Below are 20,543 nucleotides of genomic sequence, written 5' to 3' on the forward strand. Positions count from 1 at the left end.
CAGACAAAACAGGCCAGCTAATGCTGGCCCCTTACTGCTTAATTAGTCCCACCAAACGTCGAAAAGTTCGCTGACGCGGACATCTTCGAGCTTGTGGTCTTCAAGCCATTTACGGACCAGAGCCTGATGTTCTTCGGTGCATTTACCCACTTCCTGGGTGCAGATCAGACCTTCCCAGGCCAGATAGCCGCTACCGTCGAAGGCCAGTTTGTTTGGCTCGATCACCTCGTTGATGAACGCATCCACGTCCTGATCGATCTGCTCAACGCTGGTGCCTTCCGGGAAACGCCACGCAACGGAGAAGCCCACTTCCTGGAATTCTTCGATGTGCATCTTTTTACGCAGACGACGGCTACGATTCTTTGCCATTATTTCACCCTCTCGAACATTAAGTCCCATACACCGTGACCAAGACGATGGCCACGCTGTTCAAATTTCGTTACCGGACGCGATTCCGGACGCGGTACATAGTCGTTGCTCGCAGACTGGTTTTTGTAACCGTCCAGCGACGACATCACTTCCAGCATATGTTCCGCATACGGTTCCCAGTCGGTCGCCATATGGAAGACACCGCCCAGCTTCAGCTTGCTTTTAACCAGCTCGGCAAACGGCGCCTGAACGATACGGCGTTTATTATGACGCGCTTTGTGCCACGGGTCAGGGAAAAAGAGCTGAACCATGGTTAAAGAATTGTCAGGAATCATTTTGTGCAGCACTTCCACCGCGTCGTGACACATCACGCGCAGGTTCTCAACGCCCTCTTCATGGGCCGTTGCCAGACACGCACCAACGCCCGGGGAGTGGACTTCGATACCGAGGAAGTTCTGCTCCGGGCGCGCTTTCGCCATGGTCACCAGCGAGGCGCCCATACCAAAGCCAATTTCCAGCGTGATCGGCGCGTCGCGACCAAACAGCTCGGCAAAATCCAGAGGCTGCTCGCTGAACTCAACGCCCATCACCGGCCAGTAGTTGTCCAGCGCGTGTTGCTGACCTTTTGTCAGGCGGCCCTGACGACGGACAAAGCTGCGAATACGGCGCAGCGGGCGACCGTTTTCATCAAATTCCGGTGAAATGACGTCGTTTTTCATAAAAGAGTTGTCTGCTTGTGAGAATGTTCGGGAAACGGGCATTATCCAAAGTTAAGGCTTCTATGCAAGCATGGGAAAGATCCGGTTTACAGCAGATTGACGCTGTGCTGCAATCTGCGTCCCTGATTATGCGAATCGATGACCATGCAAGCCTCTCAATTTTCAGCCCAGGTGCTGGACTGGTACGACAAATACGGGCGCAAAACCCTGCCCTGGCAAATTGAAAAAACGCCTTACAAAGTATGGCTCTCCGAGGTGATGTTGCAACAAACGCAGGTCGCCACGGTAATCCCTTACTTCGAGCGTTTTATGGCGCGCTTCCCGACGGTGACCGATCTGGCCAACGCCCCGCTGGACGAGGTGCTGCACCTGTGGACCGGTCTTGGCTATTACGCCCGCGCGCGTAACCTTCACAAGGCCGCACAGCAGGTCGCCACGCGCCACAACGGGAAATTCCCGGAAACCTTCGACGAGGTGGCCGATCTCCCCGGCGTGGGACGCTCAACCGCAGGCGCTATTCTCTCCCTGTCTTTAGGCAAGCATTTCCCGATCCTCGACGGCAACGTGAAGCGCGTGCTGGCACGCTGCTATGCCGTTGACGGCTGGCCGGGGAAGAAGGACGTTGAAAAACGCCTGTGGGAAATCAGTGAAGCGGTCACCCCGGCCAACGGCGTCGAGCGCTTCAACCAGGCGATGATGGATCTTGGCGCCATGGTCTGCACGCGCTCAAAACCCAAATGCGAACTCTGCCCGGTGAGTAACCTCTGCGTGGCGTATGCCAACCATTCCTGGGCGCAGTATCCGGGCAAGAAACCCAAACAGACGCTGCCGGAGCGCACCGGCTACATGCTGCTGATGCAGCACGGTGACGAGGTCTTCCTGGCCCAGCGTCCGCCGAGCGGTCTGTGGGGTGGTCTATACTGCTTCCCACAGTTTGAAGATGAAGACTTGCTGCGTGAATGGCTTAAACAGCGTGGAATTGCTGCCGATAACCTGACGCAGCTGACCGCGTTTCGCCACACCTTCAGCCATTTCCATCTGGATATTGTGCCGATGTGGCTTCCCGTGTCCTCCTTCGCCTCGTGCATGGATGAAGGCACCGCTCTCTGGTATAACTTAGCGCAACCGCCATCAGTCGGGCTGGCGGCTCCCGTGGAGCGCCTGTTACAGCAATTACGTGCCGGTGCAATGGTTTAGCATCGGTCAAAAAAGAGGAATGAGTATGGCCAGAACGATTTTTTGTACTTTCCTGCAGCGTGACGCTGAAGGCCAGGATTTCCAGCTTTATCCGGGCGAGCTGGGTAAACGCATCTACAATGAAATCTCCAAAGAAGCCTGGGGACAGTGGCAGAAAAAGCAGACCATGCTGATCAACGAGAAGAAACTCAGCATGATGAACCCGGAACACCGCAAGCTGCTGGAGCAGGAGATGGTGAGCTTCCTGTTCGAAGGTAAAGACGTGCACATCGAAGGCTATACGCCACCGGAAAAATAATATCGAGCGGCTGTTGCCGGGTGACGCTACGCTTACCCGGCCTACAAAACCGTAGGCCCGTGCAAGCATAGCGCCGCCGGGCAACAGCAACGACCAGGCAAACACAACACGCACTCCCGGAATGATGAAAAAACTTTTAGCGCTAGCCCTTGTTGCGCCGTTGCTGGTCTCGTGTTCGTCAAAAAAAGGCGATGATTACAACGAGGCCTGGATCAAGGACACCAACGGTTTTGACATTTTGATGGGGCAGTTTGCCCATAACATCGAGAATATATGGGGATTTAACGAAGTTCTTATTGCCGGACCTAAGGACTACGTTAAGTACACCGACGCCTATCTGACCCGTAGCCACATCAACTTTGATGAGGGGACGATCACGATTGAGACCATCGCAGGCACGGACCCTGCGGCACGACTCCGTCAGGCGATTATCAAAACCCTGCTGATGGGTGACGATCCGGGCTCTATCGATCTCTACTCCGATGCCGACGATATCACCATCTCGAAAGAGCCGTTCCTGTACGGTCAGGTTGTCGATCAGACCGGTCAGCCGATCCGCTGGGAAGGTCGCGCCACGAAATTTGCCGACTACCTGCTGCAGACGCGCCTGAAGAGCCGCTCTAACGGTCTGAAGATCATCTATAGCGTCACCATCAACCTCGTCCCGAACCACCTCGACAAGCGTGCGCATAAGTATCTGGGCATGGTGCGTCAGGCCTCGCGTAAGTACGGCGTGGATGAGTCGCTGATCCTGGCGATTATGCAGACCGAATCCTCGTTTAACCCGTATGCGGTAAGCCGTTCCGACGCCCTGGGGCTGATGCAGGTGGTACAGCACAGCGCCGGGAAAGACGTCTTCCGCGCGCAGGGGAAATCCGGCACGCCGAGCCGCAGCTATCTGTTCGACCCGCAGAGCAACATTGATACCGGTACCGCCTATCTGGCGATGCTGAACAATGTGTACCTCGGCGGTATCGATAACCCAACGTCGCGTCGCTATGCGGTGATCACCGCCTATAACGGCGGCGCGGGCAGCGTGCTGCGCGTCTTCTCGAATGACAAAGTGCAGGCCGCGAACATCATCAACAGCATGGCACCGGGGGATGTTTATTCCACCCTCACCACCCGCCACCCGTCTGCGGAATCCCGCCGGTACCTGTATAAGGTGAATACGGCGCAGAAAAACTATCGTCGTCGATAATCAACACACCTTCTCCTGCAAGGAGAAGGTGTTCTGCTTCCCCCCACCCATACGAAAATGTTATTTGCATCACAATCCAAACTGCAAATTAATGTGGATTGCATTTTTTTGCGGGAGGTAACAAAACATATCGTTGCCAACTGATAGAATTGCATCAAATAACAACCCTGAATGTTCCTATAACAACATATCTCCCGCTCACTTGTGAGGAAAGTAACATGAACCTTAAGCTGCAGCTTAAAATATTGTCGTTTCTGCAGTTCTGCCTGTGGGGTAGCTGGCTGACTACACTCGGCTCCTATATGTTTGTGACGCTCAAGTTCGATGGTGCGTCAATCGGTGCCGTATACAGCTCGCTCGGTATTGCGGCGGTCTTCATGCCGACGCTGCTGGGGATCGTGGCGGATAAATGGCTAAGCGCCAAATGGCTGTACATGCTTTGCCATCTGGTGGGCGCGGGGACGCTGTTTATGGCAGCCCAGGTGACCACGCCGGGGGCAATGTTCATGGTGATCCTGCTTAACTCGCTGGCCTATATGCCAACGCTTGGGCTGATCAACACCATCTCCTACTACCGCCTGAAATCCGCGGATATGGATATCGTGACCGATTTCCCGCCAATCCGTATCTGGGGCACCATCGGCTTTATCATGGCGATGTGGGGCGTGAGCTTCGCGGGCTTCGAACTGAGCCATATGCAGCTCTATATCGGTGCGGCGCTCTCCGTGCTGCTGGCGATCTTCACCCTGACGCTGCCAACCATTCCGGTGTCTAACCAGCAGAAAAACCAGAGCTGGAGCACCATGCTCGGCCTGGATGCCTTCGCGCTGTTCAAAAACAAACGCATGGCGATCTTCTTTATCTTCTCCATGCTGCTGGGCGCGGAGCTGCAGATCACCAACATGTTCGGCAACACCTTCCTGCACAGCTTCGATAACAATCCGCTGTTCTCCGGCAGCTTTATCGTTGAACATGCGTCGGTGATGATGTCCATCTCTCAGATCTCTGAGACGCTGTTCATCCTGACCATCCCGTTCTTCCTGAGCCGCTACGGCATCAAGAACGTCATGCTGATCAGTATCGCGGCGTGGATGTTGCGCTTCGGTCTGTTCGCCTACGGCGACCCAAGCCCGTTCGGCACCGTGCTGCTGGTGCTGTCGATGATTGTTTACGGTTGCGCCTTCGACTTCTTCAACATCTCCGGTTCGGTGTTTGTGGAAAAAGAAGTGAAGCCTGAAATCCGCGCCAGCGCGCAGGGTATGTTCCTGATGATGACCAACGGCTTCGGCTGTATTCTGGGCGGCGTGGTGAGCGGTAAAGTGGTTGAGATGTACACCACCAACGGCATCACCAACTGGCAGCCGGTGTGGCTGATCTTCGCGGCGTACTCGCTGGTGCTGTTATTCGCGTTCATCGCGCTGTTCAAGTACAAGCACGTACGTGAACCGCACGGTGCCCAGCCGATCGCGCATTGATTGTTGTGCCCGGTGGCGCTAACGCTTACCGGGCCTACAAAACCAGACCGTAGGCCGGGTAAGGCGAAGCCGCCACCCGGCTATTTTATTCCAGACAGCACCCACCCTACCGACAATAAATCCGCGCTGCCGCCCGGGCTCAGGTTCCGTTCAATCAGTGCGTTATCCATTCTGATCAACGCCTCGCGGTCCCAGCCGTTAGCCAGCAGTTCCCGCGCGTAGCCCTGAACGTAGCGCAGCCCTTCCATGCCGCCGCGAGATACCAGATTGCTGTCCTGATTGACGGCCATCAGGCGTAACAGCAGGCCGTGAAGTGAATGTCCATTCCACTGCGCCAGCGCCTTACGCACCGTCGCAAAGCCGCTCTCCGCCTCACCGCGCGCGCCGGTTAAGCCGTACTGCTGGAACTGTCGCTCGCCCGCCGTCGCCTGTCCGCTGCGAGCGGCCAGCTCCCGCGATACCAGCCCGCTGCAAATGTTACTCACCTCACAACAGAGGCTCTCTGCGGAGATATTTTTCACACGACCGGCGGCGAAGCACAGTAAACCCAGGGCAAAAATCCCGCCTTTGTGCGTGTTCACTCCGTTCGTCGCGGCATACATGGCCTGCTCGCAGGCCAGCCCCATAGGGCGGAGAAGGCGTAGCTGTTCGCCAGCGGGTTTATCCGCATGCACGCTGCCCAGCTCGGCAAAGCGCGAAAACCACGGCGTAATTGCCACGATGCTGCGGACAAACAGCGCGTGGTCCATATCGCGATGGGAACCGTTGTTGAGCGTGTCCACCAGCCCTGGCTTGGGCGTCAGCTCCAGCTCCTGCCACAGCGCCGCTTCGGCAAGCGCGGGCACGTCAGCCGGGCGTGGTTTAGTCGCGAGCAAACCAGTCATCGATCGTCTTCTCCACGCGGGAAACCACCTGCTCAACGGGGTGGTTGCGCGAACGGGAACAGGCGTGGGCGGGCGCGTCGCAGATCAGGCAGCGCCTGAGATTCGCCCCCAGCGACTGACGCCCGACGTGGCCGTGCTGAGGACAGATCACGTCCAGATCCCACAGCCTGCCGAGCGGGTGCGTCTGCTCCAGATCCGCACAGTGCGCTTTGATTTCCACCGCCGGATGGGCCACGCACCAGAGGGCTTCAGGTCCGGTCGGGAGCCACAGCACCTGACGGTCCAGCACCTGCCAGCGGTTTTCCCACAGCAGCTGGTCGCACATCTGCAGCGCTACGCCCATGGTATTGCGGTAGCGCAGGCTGTCCTTGATTTCCCCTGGCGTGACCAGCGTGAGGGAAATCACCGGTTGTTGATAGTGCTCGAGCATGTCAGCCTGGCGCGCTGCGCGGCGCTCTTTCGCCGCCAGCAGTTCGTCAAGGCTGACACCCGCCCGCACGGGTGTCGCTAAAGTCATACTTCCTCCTTCACCTGTCGGACGGTGTCGATCACGCTGCCGTCGCGGTAGCGGATCACCCCGACGATTTTGTCGGTAAACTCAATCGGTTTCGGGACGCCGGTCAGGGAGATCGCCCGCTCGTACAGCGCGTTGATATCCACCACCTTCAGCCCGGCTTCCAGCAGCCGCTCGCGGATTTCCGGGCGCGCCGGGTTGACCGCGATGCCGTGATCGGTCACCAGCACGTCGATGCTTTCGCCCGGCGTGAGGCGCGTGGTAACCCGCTTCACGACAGTCGGAATGCGGCTGCGCAGCAGAGGGGCAACGACGATGGTCAGGTTCGCCGCGGCGGCCACGTCGCAGTGCCCGCCGGACGCGCCGCGCATCACGCCGTCGGATCCGGTGATGACGTTGACGTTGAACTCGACGTCGATTTCCAGCGCGCTGAGGATCACCACGTCGAGCTGGTCGCAGCTTGCCGCCTTGCTGCCGGGGTTGGCGTAAACGTTGGTGGAAATCTCCACGTGATTCGGGTTGCGCGCCAGCGAGGCCGCAGCCTGACCGTCAAAGCACTGAGTATCGAGCAGCTTTTCGATGAGCCCCTTCTCGTGCAGATCCACCAGGCTGCCGGTGATGCCGCCGAGCGCAAAGCGCGCCTTCACGCCGCTGCGCTCCATCTTCTCTTCCATAAAGCGAGTGCAGGCCGTGGCCGCCGCGCCGGAGCCGGTCTGCATCGAGAAGCCCGGTTTGAAGTAGCCGGAATGCTCGATCACGTCCGCCGCATAGCGGGCGATCATCAGCTCGCGCGGGTTGCTGGTGACGCGCGCCGCGCCGACGCTGATTTTCGCTGGGTCGCCCACGCTCTCGACCTGCACGATGTAATCCACCTGGTCCTGCACCAGGCTGGCGGGCATATTCGGGAACGGCACCAGTTCTTCAGTCAGCAGCACCACCTTGCGGGCAAAGTGCGCGTCCACCATGGCGTAGCCCAGCGAGCCGCAGCACGATTTGCCGTGCGTGCCGTTGGCGTTGCCAAACTCATCGCTGCACGGCACGCCGAGAAATGCCACGTCGATATTCAGCTCGCCGTCCTGGAGCAGCTTCACGCGACCGCCGTGGGAGTGGATTTGCACCGGCTCGTCCATCAGCCCGTGGGAGATGGCGTCCGCCAGCCTGCCGCGCATGCCGGAGGTGTAAATCCGGGTGATGACGCCGCTTTCGATATGCTCGATCAGCGCGTCGTTGCAGGTCATCAGCGAGCTGGAGGCCAGCGTCAGGTTTTTAAAGCCCATCCGCGCCAGCAGCGCCACAACGGTGTTGATCACCCGGTCGCCTTCGCGAAACGCATGGTGGAAGGAGATGGTCATCCCGTCCTGCAGGCCGCAGCGCTTAACCGCCTCTTCAATGGAGGCGCAGAGCTTGCGGCTGTGCTTCGCATCGCTGTCCGCCAGCCACGGCGTGGTGCTGTGGGCGGTATCAAAGGGTTTTAAGTCCCGCAGATGGGGAAAATTCACATGAAGAAGTTCTGTCTGATTCATTGTCTTATCCTTACCGACGCACGCCGGAGGCCGCCGCGCGCTCCAGCACCACCTGCGCGTGGTTAATAATCGGTGCATCCACCATTTTGCCGTTAAGCGACACCACGCCCAGGCCGTTACGCTCGCCCTCTTCTGCTGCCTCAATCACCCTTCTGGCGTGATCCACCTCTTCCTGCGTCGGGGCGTAGGCGTTGTGCAGCAGGTCAATCTGGCGCGGGTTAATCAGCGATTTGCCGTTGAAGCCCATCTTGCGGATCAGATCGACCTCGCGCAGGAACCCGGCCTCGTCGTTAACGTCTGACCACACCACGTCGAAGGCGTCGATACCCGCCGCGCGGGCGGCGTGCAGCACGGCGCAGCGAGCGTAGAACAGCTCGGTGCCGTCGCCGCGCTCGGTCTGCATGTCCATCACATAGTCAAAGGCGGCCAGTGCAATGCCGATGAGGCGCGGAGAGCTGCGGGCAATCGCCACGGCGTTGATGACGCCAATGGCCGACTCAATCGCCGCCATCACGCGGGTGGAACCGATCTCGCGGCCGCACGCCTGCTCGATGCGCTCGAGGTGACCCTCCAGCTCATAGATGTCGTCCGGGGTATCGGTTTTCGGCAGACGAATCACATCCACGCCTGCCCGCACGGCGGCTTCCAGATCCAGCAGGCCAAACGGCGTGCTCAGCGGGTTAATGCGCACCACGGTTTCGATATCCTGATACATCGGATGCTGCAGCGCGTGGAACACCAGCATGCGCGCCGTATCCTTCTCGCGCAGGGCAACGGCGTCCTCCAGGTCAAACATGATGGAGTCGGGACGGTAGATAAAGGCGGTGGAGAGCATAGCGGCGTTAGCGCCCGGCAGGAACAGCATGCTGCGGCGGAGTTTGCTCATTTCAGCGCCCCCCAGTTGATGGCCTGTTCATCGGCGGCACGCATCAGCGCGCTTTGCAGACGGGCGCGGATCACACAGTCCAGCGCCCCTTTGTCTTCAATAATGATTAATCCCTGGTGCACGTTCATGGCGCGCAATGTGTCGTTGACCACCTGGCGAATGTGCTCGCCAAACTGCTTAATCACTTCGCTGTGGATGACGATCTCCAGCTCGCCGTGAGCAGGAGCGATTTTCACCATCAGGTCGCTGGACTCCTGCGTTCCGGCCAGCGCCTCCCTTACAATTTTCATGATAAATTCCTGGTAGTTAAGCGACTTCCGCACTCGCACGGTAATGCGTTTCGAGATGCGCGAAGGTGGAGTCCGGGACAATCTCCCGGATCCGGGAAAACTGCTGTGTCTTCAGTAATCGGCGCACTTCGGACGCCGATATGGCGTTGCCGGTGGCCTTGATGCGCGGCATTTCCACCACCTCGATATGCGAGGCCAGCAGGTCGTGCAGCGTCTGGTTGTACTGGCGGGTGATATCGCAGAACGGCTCCGAACCGATGAAGCGGTGCGTAATGCCGAGCGCCGGGGCGATAAAGTCCCGGAAGATCAGCACGTCAATCTCGCTCCACGCCTGCTGCACTTTGCCGGTCTCCTTCAGGAAGTAGGCCGGAAACGTGGCGCGAGAGATGATGTACTGCGAGCCTTCATGCACCACCACGTTCGGCAGATGCGCCACGCCCGCGCGCACCATCTCGAGCCGCGCGCTGAACGGGAAGAACGAGGCGTCTTCACGCACCACGAACAGGTGCAGGGCGTCGCACTGCGCCGCCGCCTGCTCCACCAGATGGCGGTGGCCGAGGGTGAACGGATTGGCGTTCATCACGATGGCGCCAATCTTCTCCCCGCACTTGCGGTTCGCGCGCAGAGAACGGCAGTAGCGCGCGATCCCCTGCGGGGTGTTCTCCATCAGCACTGCGTTGTTCCCGCTCTGGGCAATCGGCCAGAAGCCGCTGCGGGCAAAACGCTCCCGGTTGCACGGACGAGTGCAGAGGAAGAGGTGAAAATGGCCGCGCTCCAGCGCCGCATGTTCCACCTCTGCCAGCAGCCGCGCGCTGAGGTTCTCGCCGCGAAGCTGCTCGTTAACCGCCACGCACTTGATGACGTTGGCGGCAAGCCCTGCGCAACCCACCAGCTGCGAGCCGGACCAGGCTTCGACGAACAGCGTGATGTCGTTGTCCAGGCCAAGGCCGCTGTCTGCCAGCAGATACCGGATCTGACTTAAGCGTTCCGGATGTTTCGCCACCAGCGTGTGGCGAAAATCGATGAGTTGCGAGTGCATGCTGCCGCCTTACTTAGTGTGCTGCCGCAAGCCCGACGGCTGGCGCTTCCACGATCACGTTGCTCAGATGACCGATATGCTCGATCTCCACCTCAATGCGATCGCCCTCTTTCATAAACAGCGGCGGGTTACGCTTTTTACCCACCCCGCCCGGGGATCCGGTGATGATCACATCGCCAGGACTTAAGCGGGTGAAGGTGCTGATGTACTCGATCAGCTCCGCAACCTTGTGGATCATGCTGCTGGTGTTGTCTTCCTGCACCATGCGGCCGTTCAGCCAGGTGCGAATCGCCAGTTGGTGCGGATCGGGGATCTCATCCGCCGTCGCCATCCACGGGCCAAACGCGCCGGTCTGACGCCAGTTTTTACCGGCGGTGAACCAGGTGTGCTGCCAGTCGCGGGCGGAGCCGTCCATGTAGCAGCTGTAGCCCGCCACGTGGCACAGGGCGTCGTCGCGGCTGATGTTCTCCCCGCCTTTACCGATGATCACCGCCAGTTCGCCTTCGTAGTCGAATTCGCTGGAGTGGCGCGGCTTCAGCACCGGCTCGTTGTGGCCGGTCTGTGAATCCGGGAAGCGGACAAACAGCGTCGGGGCCGGGTTGTGCTGGTCAAACTCCTTGCGCTTGTCGGCGTAGTTCATGCCCACGCAGAGGATTTTTTCCGGCTGCTCAATCACCGGTAAGAAGGTGATGGCGCTCATCGGCACGTCCACGGCATCGTTCAGGTAGCGGGTGGCCTGCGCCAGCCCGTTGCCCTGCAGCAGCGCCTTGAGGTCGCTGAAGCGGTCGCCCAGACGGCGGCCTAAATCAATCACGCCGTCGGCCTGCACGATGCCGTAGCTGCGTTTTCCCTGGTATAAAAAGCTTGCGAGTTTCATTGTTCTTTCCTGAAAACTTAAACGAGGAAGTTGCCCAGAATCAGCAGTGAGATGGAGACGTTAATCGCCCCGCCGATACGGGTAGCAATCTGGGCGAACGGCATCAGGCTCATGCGGTTGCCTGCGGTCAGGATCGCCACGTCGCCGGTACCGCCCTGGCCGCTCTGGCAGCAGGAGACGATGGCGACATCAATCGGGTGCATGCCAATCTTTTTGCCGACGAAGAACCCGGTCGCCACCAGCGCGGAGACGGTGCTGATAATCACCAGCAGGTTGGTCAGCGTGAAGGCGGCCACCAGTTCATGCCATGGGGTGATGGCTACGCCAACGGCAAAGAGAATCGGGTAGGTCACAGAGGTCTGGAAGAATTTGTACACCACCTGAGAGCCTTCCAGCAGGCGCGGAGAGGCGCCGTTGCAGAGCTTCACCAGTACCGCCATAAACAGCATGCCGACCGGCGCAGGCAGGCCAATCAGCTTGTGGCCGAGCATGCCCAGCATGTAGAGCAGCACCGCCAGCAGCGCGCCGGAGGCGATCGTGGTCACGTCCGCTTTGCCGGAGAATGCAGGCTGAGAGACGGTGGCATCGGCATTGGCGCGGTTAGGCATCAGCTGGCCTTCACCGGTCAGATGCGGGTAGCGTTTACCGAGCTGGTTCAGGCAGCCGGAGATGATGATCGCCGTCAGACCGCCGAGCATAACCATCGGCAGCACGCGACCGAGCGCCACGCCCTGGTCCATATGCAGCAGGGTGGCATAGCCGATGGAAAGTGGGATCGCCCCTTCCCCAACGCCGCCCGCCATGATTGGCAGGATGATAAAGAAGAAGATCTGGAATGGCTCAAGACCCAGCGCCAGGCCGACGCCCATCCCCACCAGCATGCCGACGATTTCGCCACACAGCATCGGAAAGAAGATGCGCAGGAAGCCCTGAATCAGCACCGTGCGGTTCATGCTCATGATGCTGCCGACAATAATGCAGCAGATGTAGAGGTAGAGAATGTTGGTGGATTTGTAGAACTTAGTGGTGGACTCGACCACCACGTCCGGCAGCAGGCCGTAATAGACCAGCGCGGAAGGGATAAAGGTGGCGCAAATCGCCGCCGCGCCGAGCTTGCCGACAATCGGCAGGCGTTTACCAAACTCACCGCAGGCAAAGCCGAAGAAGGCCAGCGTCGCCACCATCACCACGATATCGCTCGGCAGTTTTCCGCCCAGGCAATCAATGGCGATCAGCGCGCCCGCCAGAACGAACAGCGGCAGAGGAATAATCCCGATTTTCCAGGTATCCATAATATGCCACCAGCGCTCTTTAAGCGAAGGCCGCTGAATTTCAATCGGGTCGTGGGTAACAGAGAAAGAATCGTCAGTTGTGCTCATAATAAGCCCCTTGGTTATTTTGTGCGTTCAGCTTAGAGTCACAAAGGCTTACTTTATGTGAGGAATGACATATTAAAAGCGAAGTTTTAATGGCAGCTATGGTTTTAATGGTTTCTTTTATTTAATGTGATTTATGCCTTATTTATTGTCGTGGTTTTTATGGTTTCTTTTCTGAATTGAACAAACAAATAACATTTATTCGTGCAGCCAGAGGCCACCCGTCTTTGGGATGATGCTTTTACAACGCCCGCTGTGCAAGGGATCACAAGTTTTCGGCAAAGCGGACGTCCGCGCGAAAAAAGATGATATATTGGCGTTCTTTGTCGCTACCTTGCGTGAGAGTTATGAAAGTCTCTTTCCAGATAAAGCTGTTTATTTCGCTGGTTGCCTTTTTCTCAGTGCTTTTTGCGTTACTGGGCGGATATTATTATGCCGATGTCGGGAAACAGCTTTATCAGGAAATGAGCACGCGCGCCAAAATACAGGCTGAAGAGATTGCGCTTATTCCAACATTGCGACATGAAGTTGAACAAAAGAATATCATCGCCATCCATGATTTTATGCAGAAGATTTCTGCGCACAGTGACGCCAGCTTTATTGTGATTGGCGATAATAAGGGCCAGCATCTTTTTCACTCCGTCTTCGCCGACAGAGTGGGCACCACGCTGGTAGGCGGTGACAACGACGCCGTATTGCAGGGTAAAAGCACCACCACCATCCGCAAAGGCGGGTTGGGTATTTCGCTGCGCAGTAAGGCCCCCATCTTCAACGCTGCCGGACAGGTGGTCGGCATTGTTTCGGTCGGCTATCTCACCAGCTACCTGGACACCATTACCGTCAGTAAAGTGGTCAATATCCTGATTGCCGCGGTGCTGCTGCTGATTGCTCTCTTTATCTTCTCCTGGTTCTTTACCCGCAGTATTAAGAAGCAGATCTTCTCCCTCGAGCCGCGCGAGATCGGCCTGCTGGTGCGCCAGCAGAAGGCGTTGATGGAGTCTATTTATGAAGGCGTAATTGCCATTGACGATCAAAGGCGGATTGAAGTCATCAACCAGGCGGCGCGCAAGCTGCTGGGGCTGAGCCAGCCGGCCCGTGAGCTGCGCGGGCAGCTGATAAGCCAGGTGATCGATCCGGTCCCGTTCTTCGACACGCAGACGATGCTGGCGAAAGATACCCATGATGAGATTTGCCGTTTTAACGATCTCACGGTGATTGCCAGCCGGGTCCACATCATGCTTGAGGGATCGCTGCAGGGCTGGGTGATCACCTTCCGCGATCGCAACGAGATCGACTCGCTGAGCGCCCAGCTCAGCCAGGTCAAACGCTACGTCGATAACCTTCGCATCATGCGTCATGAGCAGTTAAACCGGATGACCACCCTCTCCGGCCTGCTGCACATGGGCCGCTATGAAGAGGCGATTGGCTACATTCAGGCGCAGTCTGAACACGCCCAGGAGCTGCTGGACTTTATCTCTTCGCGCTTTAGCTCCCCGACCCTGTGCGGTCTGCTGCTGGGCAAAGCCGCCCGTGCGCGGGAGAAAGGGGTCGAACTGAGTTTCGACCCGGCATGTCGGCTGGACAGGCCGTTCCTGCCGCTGGGGGAGCAAGAGTTGATTTCGATTATTGGCAACCTGCTGGATAACGCCATCGAAGCGACACAGCGGTCGCCGCTTCCCCACGCGCCGGTGGAGGTGCTGATAAAGCTCAGCGAACAGGAGCTGATCATTGAAGTGGCCGACCAGGGCGTGGGCATCAAGCCGGAGATCCGTGACCGGATCTTTGAGCGCGGCATCACCACCAAAACACGCGGCGATCATGGGATTGGTCTGTATCTGATCGAAAGCTATGTCACACAGGCTGGCGGCGCGATAGAAGTTGCCGATAATACGCCGCGCGGCACCATTTTCTCCCTGTTTATCCCGGCCACGGGAACCGCCCGGCAACTGGAAGACACCGACTATGCAACATGAACTTATCGACGTACTGATTGTTGAAGACGAGAACGAACTGGCGCAACTGCACGCGGAGCTGATAGGCAAACATCCGCGTCTGAGGCTGGTGGGCATTGCCTCGTCGCTGGCTGCGGCCCAGGCAGAGCTTGCAAACAAACAGCCGCAGCTGGTGCTGCTGGATAACTATCTGCCGGACGGCAAAGGGATCTCACTGATCAATAACCCCATGCTGGCCCGCGCCAACTGCTCGGTGATTTTTATCACTGCCGCCAGCGATATGGACACCTGCAGCCAGGCGATCCGCAACGGCGCGTTCGACTACATCCTCAAGCCCGTCTCCTGGAAGCGGCTCAGCCAGTCGCTGGAGCGGTTCGTGCAATTTGCCGAACAGCAGCGGGTCTGGAAGATTGTCGACCAGCAGAACGTGGATTCGCTGTATCAGCTTCAGGCAAAAAATTACCGCCAGGACAACGGCAGCAAGGGCATTGAGGAAAATACGCTGGCGCGGGTGCAGTCGCTGTTTAACGACAAGGCAACGCACTGCTTTACCGTGGATGAGGTGGTGAGCGAGACGGGATTGAGTAAAACCACCACCCGTCGCTATCTGGAGCACTGCGTGGAGACGGGGTTTCTCAGCGTGGAGATGCTGTACGGGAAGATCGGGCATCCGAGGAGGATGTACAAGCGTAGTGCGGTTTAACTCCCCTCACCCCGGCCCTCTCCCCAAAGGGGCGAGGGTGAAAAGACGGCTCCGTGCAATCCCCTCTCCCCTTTGGGGAGAGGGTTAGGGTGAGGGGGTCTACTTCAACACATACCCATACAGCCGCTTAATCCCGTCGGCATCCTTCTCGCTGTAAACGCCCTGCAGCTCCGGCGAGAAGCCCGGCAGCAGGTTGATGCCCTCCTCCAGCGCCAGGAAGTAACGCTGTACCGCCCCGCCCCAGACTTCACCCGGGACCACGCACAGTACGCCCGGCGGATAGGGCAGCGCCCCTTCGGCCGCAATTCGCCCTTCGGCATCCCGTATGCGAACCAGCTCCACGTCTCCGCGAATATACGCCTGATTGGCATCCTGCGGGTTCATCACCACCTCAGGCAGGCTCTCCTTGCGGAACATCGCCTTCTGCAAATCCTTCACGTCAAAGCTGACGTAGAGATCGTGCATCTCCTGGCACAGCTGGCGAAGGGTGTAATCCCGGTAGCGCACCGGGTATTTCTGGAAGATCGTCGGCAGCACGTCTGCCAGCGGCGTATCGTCTTCAATATGCTGTTCAAACTGCCCCAGCATCGCCACCAGCTGCGCCAGCTTCTCGCTGCTTTCGGCAGGCGTCAGCAGGAACAGAATCGAGTTAAGGTCGCATTTTTCCGGCACGATGCCGTTTTCACGCAGGTAGTGCGCCAGAATCGTTGCCGGGATCCCGAAATCGGTGTACTCCCCCGTCTCGGCATCGATGCCCGGCGTGGTCAGCAGCAGCTTGCACGGGTCGACAAAGTACTGCTCGCTTGCATAGCCCTCAAACCCGTGCCATTTGGCCCCCGGCTCGAAGCTGAAGAAGCGCAGCTCGCTGGCAATGGCATGCGTCGGATGATCCTGCCACGGCCGCCCCGCCACCACCGGTGGGATAAACGGTTTGATCATATGGCAGTTGGCAATGATCGCCTTGCGCGCCTCAATGCCCAGCTCGACGCACTCCGCCCACAGCCTGCGTCCGCTCTCCCCTTCATGTATTTTCGCGTTGACATCCAGTGCCGCAAATAGCGGGTAAAACGGGCTGGTGGAGGCATGCAGCATAAAGGCATTGTTCAGCCGCTTGTGCGGGCAGAAACGCGCCTGACCACGAATGTGATTATCCTTTTTATGGATCTGCGAGGTTTGCGAGAATCCGGCCTGCTGTTTGTGCACCGACTGGGTCACGAAAATCCCCGGATCGTTCTCGTTCAGCTCCAGCAACAGCGGGGATGTTTCCGCCATCATCGGAATAAACTGCTCGTAGCCCACCCAGGCGGAGTCAAAGAGGATGTAGTCGCACAGATGGCCGATCTTGTCGATCACCTGACGGGCGTTGTAGATCGTCCCGTCGTAGGTGCCTAGCTGAATGATCGCCAGGCGGAACGGACGCGCCTCGTCGGCTTTCTCCGGCGCCGCCTCGCGGATCAGATCCCGCAGATACGCGTCATCAAAGCAGTGGTCGTCAATCCCGCCAATAAAGCCAAACGGGTTACGCGCGGCCTCAAGGTAAACCGGCGTGGCACCCGCCTGGATCAGCGCCCCGTGGTGGTTAGATTTATGGTTGTTGCGGTCAAACAGCACCAGATCGCCGCGGGTGAGCAGCGCGTTGGTCACCACCTTGTTGGCCGCCGACGTCCCGTTCAGCACGAAGTAGGTTTTATCCGCGTTGAACACTTTCGCCGCGAATTTTTGCGCATGCTTGGCGGACCCTTCGTGGATCAGCAGATCCCCCAGCTTCACGTCGGCATTGCACATGTCGGCGCGAAATACGTTCTCACCGAAGAAATCATAGAACTGCCGCCCTGCCGGATGTTTTTTGAAAAAGGCGCCGTGCTGGTGTCCTGGACAGGCGAAAGTGCTGTTGCCCATCTCCACATACTGACTCAGGGTGTCGAAAAACGGCGGCAGCAGGTTCTCTTCGTAGCGGCTGGCAGCAGTTTCCAGTTCCAGAAACTCCTGAGCTTTACCCGAGATGACCGCGGTGGCGCCATCGGGCACCTCCGTTGGCTCCTGCGAGAAAATAAACACCGGTAAATGAAAGCCCGTTCGTTTCAGCAATGCAAGGATGCCGCTGCGACTCTCTGTCGTCGTCATGACGACGGCTGCCACATCGGTGAAATCCGTGCTGTCCAGCGTCACCTTTTCGCGGTGCGTAGACACAGTTGAGAGCAGCTCGCGGCTGACGGCGATTTTCATGGTTTTCATAAGCGCAATTACCCTCACCGAACGGTGAGACAGGGAGGAGAAAATTCGCGCAATAATGTCACCTTTTATTTTGAGGTGCAAGAAGGAATCAGTATGCACGAAACCACCCAAAGCTAAGGCCCGCGCAGCGCTGACGTGCCATAATAATGCAATATCAATGATTAAATAACAGGAGTTAACTTTGGTTATCGGGCCATTTATCAACGCAGGAGCCGTATTGCTGGGCGGCGTACTCGGCGCAGTGCTAAGCCAGCGGCTGCCGGAGCGTATTCGCACCTCCATGCCCTCAATATTCGGCCTGGCATCGTTAGGGATCGGTATTCTGTTGGTGGTCAAATGCGCCAACCTGCCGGTGATGGTGTTGACCACCCTGCTCGGCGCGCTGATTGGCGAATTTTGCTATCTGGAAAAAGGCATTAACAGCGCGGTGAGCAAAGCCAAAAACCTGATAGCCCGACCGGGCAAGGCGAAACACGGCACGCACGAGACGTTTATTCAGAACTATGTCGCCATCATTATTCTGTTTTGCGCCAGCGGCACCGGGATTTTCGGTTCGATGCAGGAAGGAATGACGGGCGACCCGAGCATTTTGATTGCAAAAGCGTTTCTTGATTTCTTCACCGCCACTATTTTTGCCACCACGCTCGGCATTGCCGTGGCGGCGATTTGCGTCCCGATGCTGCTTATCCAGCTGGCACTGGCTACCTGCGCCACGTTAATTCTCCCGCTCACTACGCCGGCGATGATGGCAGACTTTACCGCCGTCGGCGGCCTGCTGCTGCTGGCTACCGGGCTGCGCATCTGTGGGATCAAGATGTTTGCCGTGGTGAACATGCTGCCCGCACTGCTGCTCGCCATGCCGCTCTCCGCGCTCTGGACGCACTTTTTCGCTTAAGGATGCGGCGAAATGGTGAGAGATTGCGCAGTCCGTAACGAAAACAACATTTTTCGTTGACGCCACCGGGCAGATCGGGTTTAATGCGCCCCGTTGCCCGGATAGCTCAGTCGGTAGAGCAGGGGATTGAAAATCCCCGTGTCCTTGGTTCGATTCCGAGTCCGGGCACCACTATTTAGAAAACCCAGCCTATGGCTGGGTTTTTGCTATATGGCTACGGCCGATTTCTGGGCGCTGATAAGCGTGGCTTTCATGCAGGCACGCTTACGCTAATAGCCCGGTAAGTTAATACAGGTGGTGGTTCTTTTTTATCACTTAATTTTGCCGGATAAATTGCTGACCTGATTTGAAAGGTTGTCGTTGCTCCGCTTCATGTCATCAAGGCTTCTTTGCAATCGCTCGATCTTACTCTCCTGCTCAGAATTCTTTCTCTCAAGCTGTGAAACCTTCTGAGTTAGCTCATCGACTTTGCGGTTGTTGGACTTCATCTTCCTCAGGCTATCCTGCATCTCCTGTAGATCCGACTCCCTGAAATCAGAAGGCTCGATTTCATCTGCATCAGAAATTACCGGGATATATCCTATATTACCGCTGCTGGGTTTGATACTAACCTGAACTTTATTTAGACCCGCAGAGTGCGCGTAACCTATTGAAGAAAAATAAAAAAAAGAAACAACACACAGACCAGACAGATATTTATTCATTTCTAACGTCCTTTTAAATTTTTCAATCACTTCCAGGAGTCTCCTTCTGGTATCACCCGCTCAGGATAAAACACTTGGCTTAGCCTCAGGCAGTTCATAAACGGAGTTAAAGAGCAGAAGATACTATTCGTTTTTCATTATAATACGCGTTTCCTCTCCCCCAAAATCCAACCGCCACCCGCTCATTTTTTGCCACCTTACATCCGCCGGTATCGAGATAAGCGCGTTAACACGCACCTTATTAACGAACCCGCCCTCGTGGCGGTTTTTTGCTTTTGAATTCCTGACAACTTTAGGGATCGTTCCCACCTGTGCCAAGCAGTTTGTTTTTGAAGATAAACAAACACGCCTCATTAAAGTTCTCCGCCCCCAGCCGTTCTGAGAGCGCCGTCCGTTTGCGATAGAGACTTTTCACCGACGTATTCAGCTCGCCTGCAATCTCCTCCATTGACATCCCTGCTCTCAGCAACCGCAACATGATCGTTTCATGCGTGCTCAGCCGTAAATTCAGCAGCCACTTCGTGGTCAGGCGACGGCCCTTCATATTGAGCACCAGGTTAAACAGCGAGGCCATATCCGGCGCCGTCAGCGACGTGTTCATAAACAGCTTCATACTGAGCAGATTCTCCTCGCGGTGGCGCATATCAAGCATAACGCAGCAGATCGTTTTTCTCGTTCTGGCCGGATGGCGTATCAGGTAATCATATAAACGGAGCGGACAACGACTATCAATCAATACAGAATATTCATCTGCACCGTTATCAAATATGTTTCTGTCAATCGAATCAAGCAGGATAATATCCGGAAAAAATATCCGCATGCCCCTGACAAGGTAGCGATCCTGAGTCACTAACACTATTGAAGTTGCCACTAACCATCCCTTTTAGATTAAAGCAAGAACGATCCTGCGAAAAGAAGACCGCCTTCGTTTTATAGCGCTGTTAGATTAACGATAAATGTATTCTGGCTTTGGACATCCCTCAATACACACATTGATGAGTAAGACTTCCTGTAGACTATCATTCAATGGCTGCCATTAATTATAAATAAAAAAAAATCGCAGAAAAGTCACTTCTCTAAACATTAAGAATTTTTGTCATGAAACTTCCCAAACATGCACCAGAAAGTACTTTAATTGAGGCATATAAGCGTCATTAAAAATATATACAAAACTGTCATAATAAAAATAAAACCATTATATTTCAATGCATTACAATTAATGACTCAATTCAAAATAAACACAAAAAACGGCTCATTACAGAATTATCTCAAAACTACGCAGCCGCTTTTCAGCATATTTATCCGGCAACATATCAGGTGTACATTACCTCCCATCCAGTCTACTGAGATGAGGATCCATAATTACCTTTAAGTAAGTACCCCGTAACATCACTGCATTCAGATTT

At 56.6% G+C, this 20,543-nt stretch carries 20 protein-coding genes and 1 tRNA gene; 8 read left to right on the plus strand and 13 right to left on the minus strand.

Translation table 11 applies throughout. The annotated features are described in order from the left end of the window. Positions 1 to 42: 42 nt before the first annotated feature. The gene (locus LJA86_RS13240; protein WP_003862421.1) at positions 43 to 369 is read right to left on the minus strand and encodes a YggL family protein; all 327 of its coding nucleotides are present in this window, start codon (positions 367 to 369) and stop codon (positions 43 to 45) included. Beyond that, the gene (trmB, locus tag LJA86_RS13245; protein WP_048224819.1) at positions 369 to 1,088 is read right to left on the minus strand and encodes a tRNA (guanosine(46)-N7)-methyltransferase TrmB; all 720 of its coding nucleotides are present in this window, start codon (positions 1,086 to 1,088) and stop codon (positions 369 to 371) included. The genes LJA86_RS13240 and trmB overlap by 1 nt, the downstream gene beginning before the upstream one ends. Before the next feature lie 144 nt (positions 1,089 to 1,232). Between trmB and mutY the strand changes: the two genes are divergently transcribed. The 4 genes from mutY (at position 1,233) to LJA86_RS13265 (ending at position 5,259) form a co-directional block, all read left to right on the plus strand. After that, positions 1,233 to 2,285, plus strand: a complete 1,053-nt coding sequence (gene mutY, locus LJA86_RS13250; protein WP_175430174.1) for an A/G-specific adenine glycosylase — start codon at positions 1,233 to 1,235, stop codon at positions 2,283 to 2,285. Between the two features lie 25 nt (positions 2,286 to 2,310). After that, positions 2,311 to 2,583 carry an oxidative damage protection protein gene (locus tag LJA86_RS13255; protein WP_008499765.1) on the plus strand — a complete coding sequence of 91 codons (273 nt, stop codon included), beginning with the start codon at positions 2,311 to 2,313 and terminating at the stop codon, positions 2,581 to 2,583. A gap of 124 nt (positions 2,584 to 2,707) precedes the next feature. Continuing rightward, complete coding sequence (gene mltC, locus LJA86_RS13260) at positions 2,708 to 3,784, plus strand: membrane-bound lytic murein transglycosylase MltC (protein ID WP_014885201.1); 1,077 nt, start codon at positions 2,708 to 2,710, stop codon at positions 3,782 to 3,784. A 218-nt stretch (positions 3,785 to 4,002) separates the two neighbouring features. Beyond that, on the plus strand, positions 4,003 to 5,259 hold the full coding sequence (locus LJA86_RS13265) for a nucleoside permease (RefSeq protein WP_229226291.1): 1,257 nt from the start codon (positions 4,003 to 4,005) through the stop codon (positions 5,257 to 5,259). Between the two features lie 80 nt (positions 5,260 to 5,339). On the opposite strand, the gene citG is transcribed toward LJA86_RS13265, so the two are convergent. Genes citG through LJA86_RS13305 form a run of 8 tightly spaced genes read right to left on the minus strand, consistent with a single transcriptional unit; the run spans position 5,340 to position 12,651 of the window. Further along, positions 5,340 to 6,143, minus strand: a complete 804-nt coding sequence (gene citG, locus LJA86_RS13270; RefSeq protein WP_229226292.1) for a triphosphoribosyl-dephospho-CoA synthase CitG — start codon at positions 6,141 to 6,143, stop codon at positions 5,340 to 5,342. Continuing rightward, entirely contained in the window at positions 6,121 to 6,660 is a 540-nt protein-coding gene (gene citX / locus LJA86_RS13275; protein ID WP_023618643.1) for a citrate lyase holo-[acyl-carrier protein] synthase, read from the minus strand. The genes citG and citX overlap by 23 nt, the downstream gene beginning before the upstream one ends. Next, entirely contained in the window at positions 6,657 to 8,180 is a 1,524-nt protein-coding gene (citF, locus tag LJA86_RS13280; protein ID WP_048224831.1) for a citrate lyase subunit alpha, read from the minus strand. The genes citX and citF overlap by 4 nt, the downstream gene beginning before the upstream one ends. A gap of 10 nt (positions 8,181 to 8,190) precedes the next feature. After that, entirely contained in the window at positions 8,191 to 9,066 is an 876-nt protein-coding gene (citE, locus tag LJA86_RS13285) for a citrate (pro-3S)-lyase subunit beta (RefSeq protein WP_023344877.1), read from the minus strand. After that, complete coding sequence (gene citD / locus LJA86_RS13290) at positions 9,063 to 9,356, minus strand: citrate lyase acyl carrier protein (protein ID WP_021242087.1); 294 nt, start codon at positions 9,354 to 9,356, stop codon at positions 9,063 to 9,065. Before citD ends, citE begins: the two co-directional genes overlap by 4 nt. Positions 9,357 to 9,372: 16 nt before the next feature. Further along, the gene (citC, locus tag LJA86_RS13295; protein ID WP_069719976.1) at positions 9,373 to 10,395 is read right to left on the minus strand and encodes a [citrate (pro-3S)-lyase] ligase; all 1,023 of its coding nucleotides are present in this window, start codon (positions 10,393 to 10,395) and stop codon (positions 9,373 to 9,375) included. A gap of 13 nt (positions 10,396 to 10,408) precedes the next feature. Further along, the gene (locus tag LJA86_RS13300) at positions 10,409 to 11,272 is read right to left on the minus strand and encodes a fumarylacetoacetate hydrolase family protein (protein WP_229226293.1); all 864 of its coding nucleotides are present in this window, start codon (positions 11,270 to 11,272) and stop codon (positions 10,409 to 10,411) included. Between the two features lie 17 nt (positions 11,273 to 11,289). After that, positions 11,290 to 12,651, minus strand: a complete 1,362-nt coding sequence (locus LJA86_RS13305; protein WP_021242090.1) for a 2-hydroxycarboxylate transporter family protein — start codon at positions 12,649 to 12,651, stop codon at positions 11,290 to 11,292. A gap of 344 nt (positions 12,652 to 12,995) precedes the next feature. On the opposite strand from LJA86_RS13305, the gene LJA86_RS13310 reads away from it, so the two are divergent. Beyond that, the gene (locus LJA86_RS13310; RefSeq protein ID WP_229226294.1) at positions 12,996 to 14,621 is read left to right on the plus strand and encodes an ATP-binding protein; all 1,626 of its coding nucleotides are present in this window, start codon (positions 12,996 to 12,998) and stop codon (positions 14,619 to 14,621) included. Further along, positions 14,611 to 15,303 (plus strand): response regulator, encoded by a 693-nt coding sequence (locus LJA86_RS13315; RefSeq protein WP_048029052.1) that lies wholly within the window; start codon positions 14,611 to 14,613, stop codon positions 15,301 to 15,303. Before LJA86_RS13310 ends, LJA86_RS13315 begins: the two co-directional genes overlap by 11 nt. 99 nt (positions 15,304 to 15,402) lie before the next feature. Here the strand turns inward: LJA86_RS13315 and LJA86_RS13320 are convergent, their stop codons facing one another. Continuing rightward, the gene (locus LJA86_RS13320) at positions 15,403 to 17,538 is read right to left on the minus strand and encodes an ornithine decarboxylase (protein WP_063622427.1); all 2,136 of its coding nucleotides are present in this window, start codon (positions 17,536 to 17,538) and stop codon (positions 15,403 to 15,405) included. A 181-nt stretch (positions 17,539 to 17,719) separates the two neighbouring features. Between LJA86_RS13320 and LJA86_RS13325 the strand changes: the two genes are divergently transcribed. Both LJA86_RS13325 and LJA86_RS13330 read left to right on the plus strand, forming a co-directional pair. After that, positions 17,720 to 18,433, plus strand: a complete 714-nt coding sequence (locus LJA86_RS13325; RefSeq protein ID WP_229226295.1) for a DUF554 domain-containing protein — start codon at positions 17,720 to 17,722, stop codon at positions 18,431 to 18,433. A gap of 95 nt (positions 18,434 to 18,528) precedes the next feature. After that, positions 18,529 to 18,604: transfer RNA gene (locus LJA86_RS13330), tRNA-Phe, on the plus strand. 140 nt (positions 18,605 to 18,744) lie between these two features. On the opposite strand, the gene LJA86_RS13335 is transcribed toward LJA86_RS13330, so the two are convergent. Together LJA86_RS13335 and LJA86_RS13340 are read right to left on the minus strand one after the other, a co-directional pair. Beyond that, on the minus strand, positions 18,745 to 19,167 hold the full coding sequence (locus tag LJA86_RS13335) for a hypothetical protein (protein WP_229226296.1): 423 nt from the start codon (positions 19,165 to 19,167) through the stop codon (positions 18,745 to 18,747). 262 nt (positions 19,168 to 19,429) lie between these two features. Beyond that, on the minus strand, positions 19,430 to 19,957 hold the full coding sequence (locus tag LJA86_RS13340) for a LuxR C-terminal-related transcriptional regulator (protein WP_045909946.1): 528 nt from the start codon (positions 19,955 to 19,957) through the stop codon (positions 19,430 to 19,432). Positions 19,958 to 20,543 lie beyond the last annotated feature (586 nt).

Origin of the sequence: Enterobacter sp. TCD1-1 (assembly GCF_020567405.1) — a bacterium.
GTDB classification, from domain to species: Bacteria; Pseudomonadota; Gammaproteobacteria; order Enterobacterales; family Enterobacteriaceae; genus Enterobacter; species Enterobacter quasiroggenkampii.

Excerpts from the sequence above, each read along its gene's own strand:
- LJA86_RS13340 (WP_045909946.1), bottom strand. The coding sequence starts at position 19,957 with ATGCGGATATTTTTTCCGGATATTATCCTGCTTGATTCGATTGACAGA.
- LJA86_RS13315 (WP_048029052.1), top strand. The coding sequence starts at position 14,611 with ATGCAACATGAACTTATCGACGTACTGATTGTTGAAGACGAGAACGAA.
- citX (WP_023618643.1), bottom strand. The coding sequence starts at position 6,660 with ATGACTTTAGCGACACCCGTGCGGGCGGGTGTCAGCCTTGACGAACTG.
- mltC (WP_014885201.1), top strand. The coding sequence starts at position 2,708 with ATGAAAAAACTTTTAGCGCTAGCCCTTGTTGCGCCGTTGCTGGTCTCG.
- LJA86_RS13305 (WP_021242090.1), bottom strand. The coding sequence starts at position 12,651 with ATGAGCACAACTGACGATTCTTTCTCTGTTACCCACGACCCGATTGAA.
- mutY (WP_175430174.1), top strand. The coding sequence starts at position 1,233 with ATGCAAGCCTCTCAATTTTCAGCCCAGGTGCTGGACTGGTACGACAAA.
- citF (WP_048224831.1), bottom strand. The coding sequence starts at position 8,180 with ATGAATCAGACAGAACTTCTTCATGTGAATTTTCCCCATCTGCGGGAC.
- LJA86_RS13255 (WP_008499765.1), top strand. The coding sequence starts at position 2,311 with ATGGCCAGAACGATTTTTTGTACTTTCCTGCAGCGTGACGCTGAAGGC.
- LJA86_RS13310 (WP_229226294.1), top strand. The coding sequence starts at position 12,996 with ATGAAAGTCTCTTTCCAGATAAAGCTGTTTATTTCGCTGGTTGCCTTT.
- LJA86_RS13300 (WP_229226293.1), bottom strand. The coding sequence starts at position 11,272 with ATGAAACTCGCAAGCTTTTTATACCAGGGAAAACGCAGCTACGGCATC.
- citD (WP_021242087.1), bottom strand. The coding sequence starts at position 9,356 with ATGAAAATTGTAAGGGAGGCGCTGGCCGGAACGCAGGAGTCCAGCGAC.
- LJA86_RS13265 (WP_229226291.1), top strand. The coding sequence starts at position 4,003 with ATGAACCTTAAGCTGCAGCTTAAAATATTGTCGTTTCTGCAGTTCTGC.
- citC (WP_069719976.1), bottom strand. The coding sequence starts at position 10,395 with ATGCACTCGCAACTCATCGATTTTCGCCACACGCTGGTGGCGAAACAT.
- LJA86_RS13320 (WP_063622427.1), bottom strand. The coding sequence starts at position 17,538 with ATGAAAACCATGAAAATCGCCGTCAGCCGCGAGCTGCTCTCAACTGTG.
- citE (WP_023344877.1), bottom strand. The coding sequence starts at position 9,066 with ATGAGCAAACTCCGCCGCAGCATGCTGTTCCTGCCGGGCGCTAACGCC.
- citG (WP_229226292.1), bottom strand. The coding sequence starts at position 6,143 with ATGACTGGTTTGCTCGCGACTAAACCACGCCCGGCTGACGTGCCCGCG.
- LJA86_RS13240 (WP_003862421.1), bottom strand. The coding sequence starts at position 369 with ATGGCAAAGAATCGTAGCCGTCGTCTGCGTAAAAAGATGCACATCGAA.
- trmB (WP_048224819.1), bottom strand. The coding sequence starts at position 1,088 with ATGAAAAACGACGTCATTTCACCGGAATTTGATGAAAACGGTCGCCCG.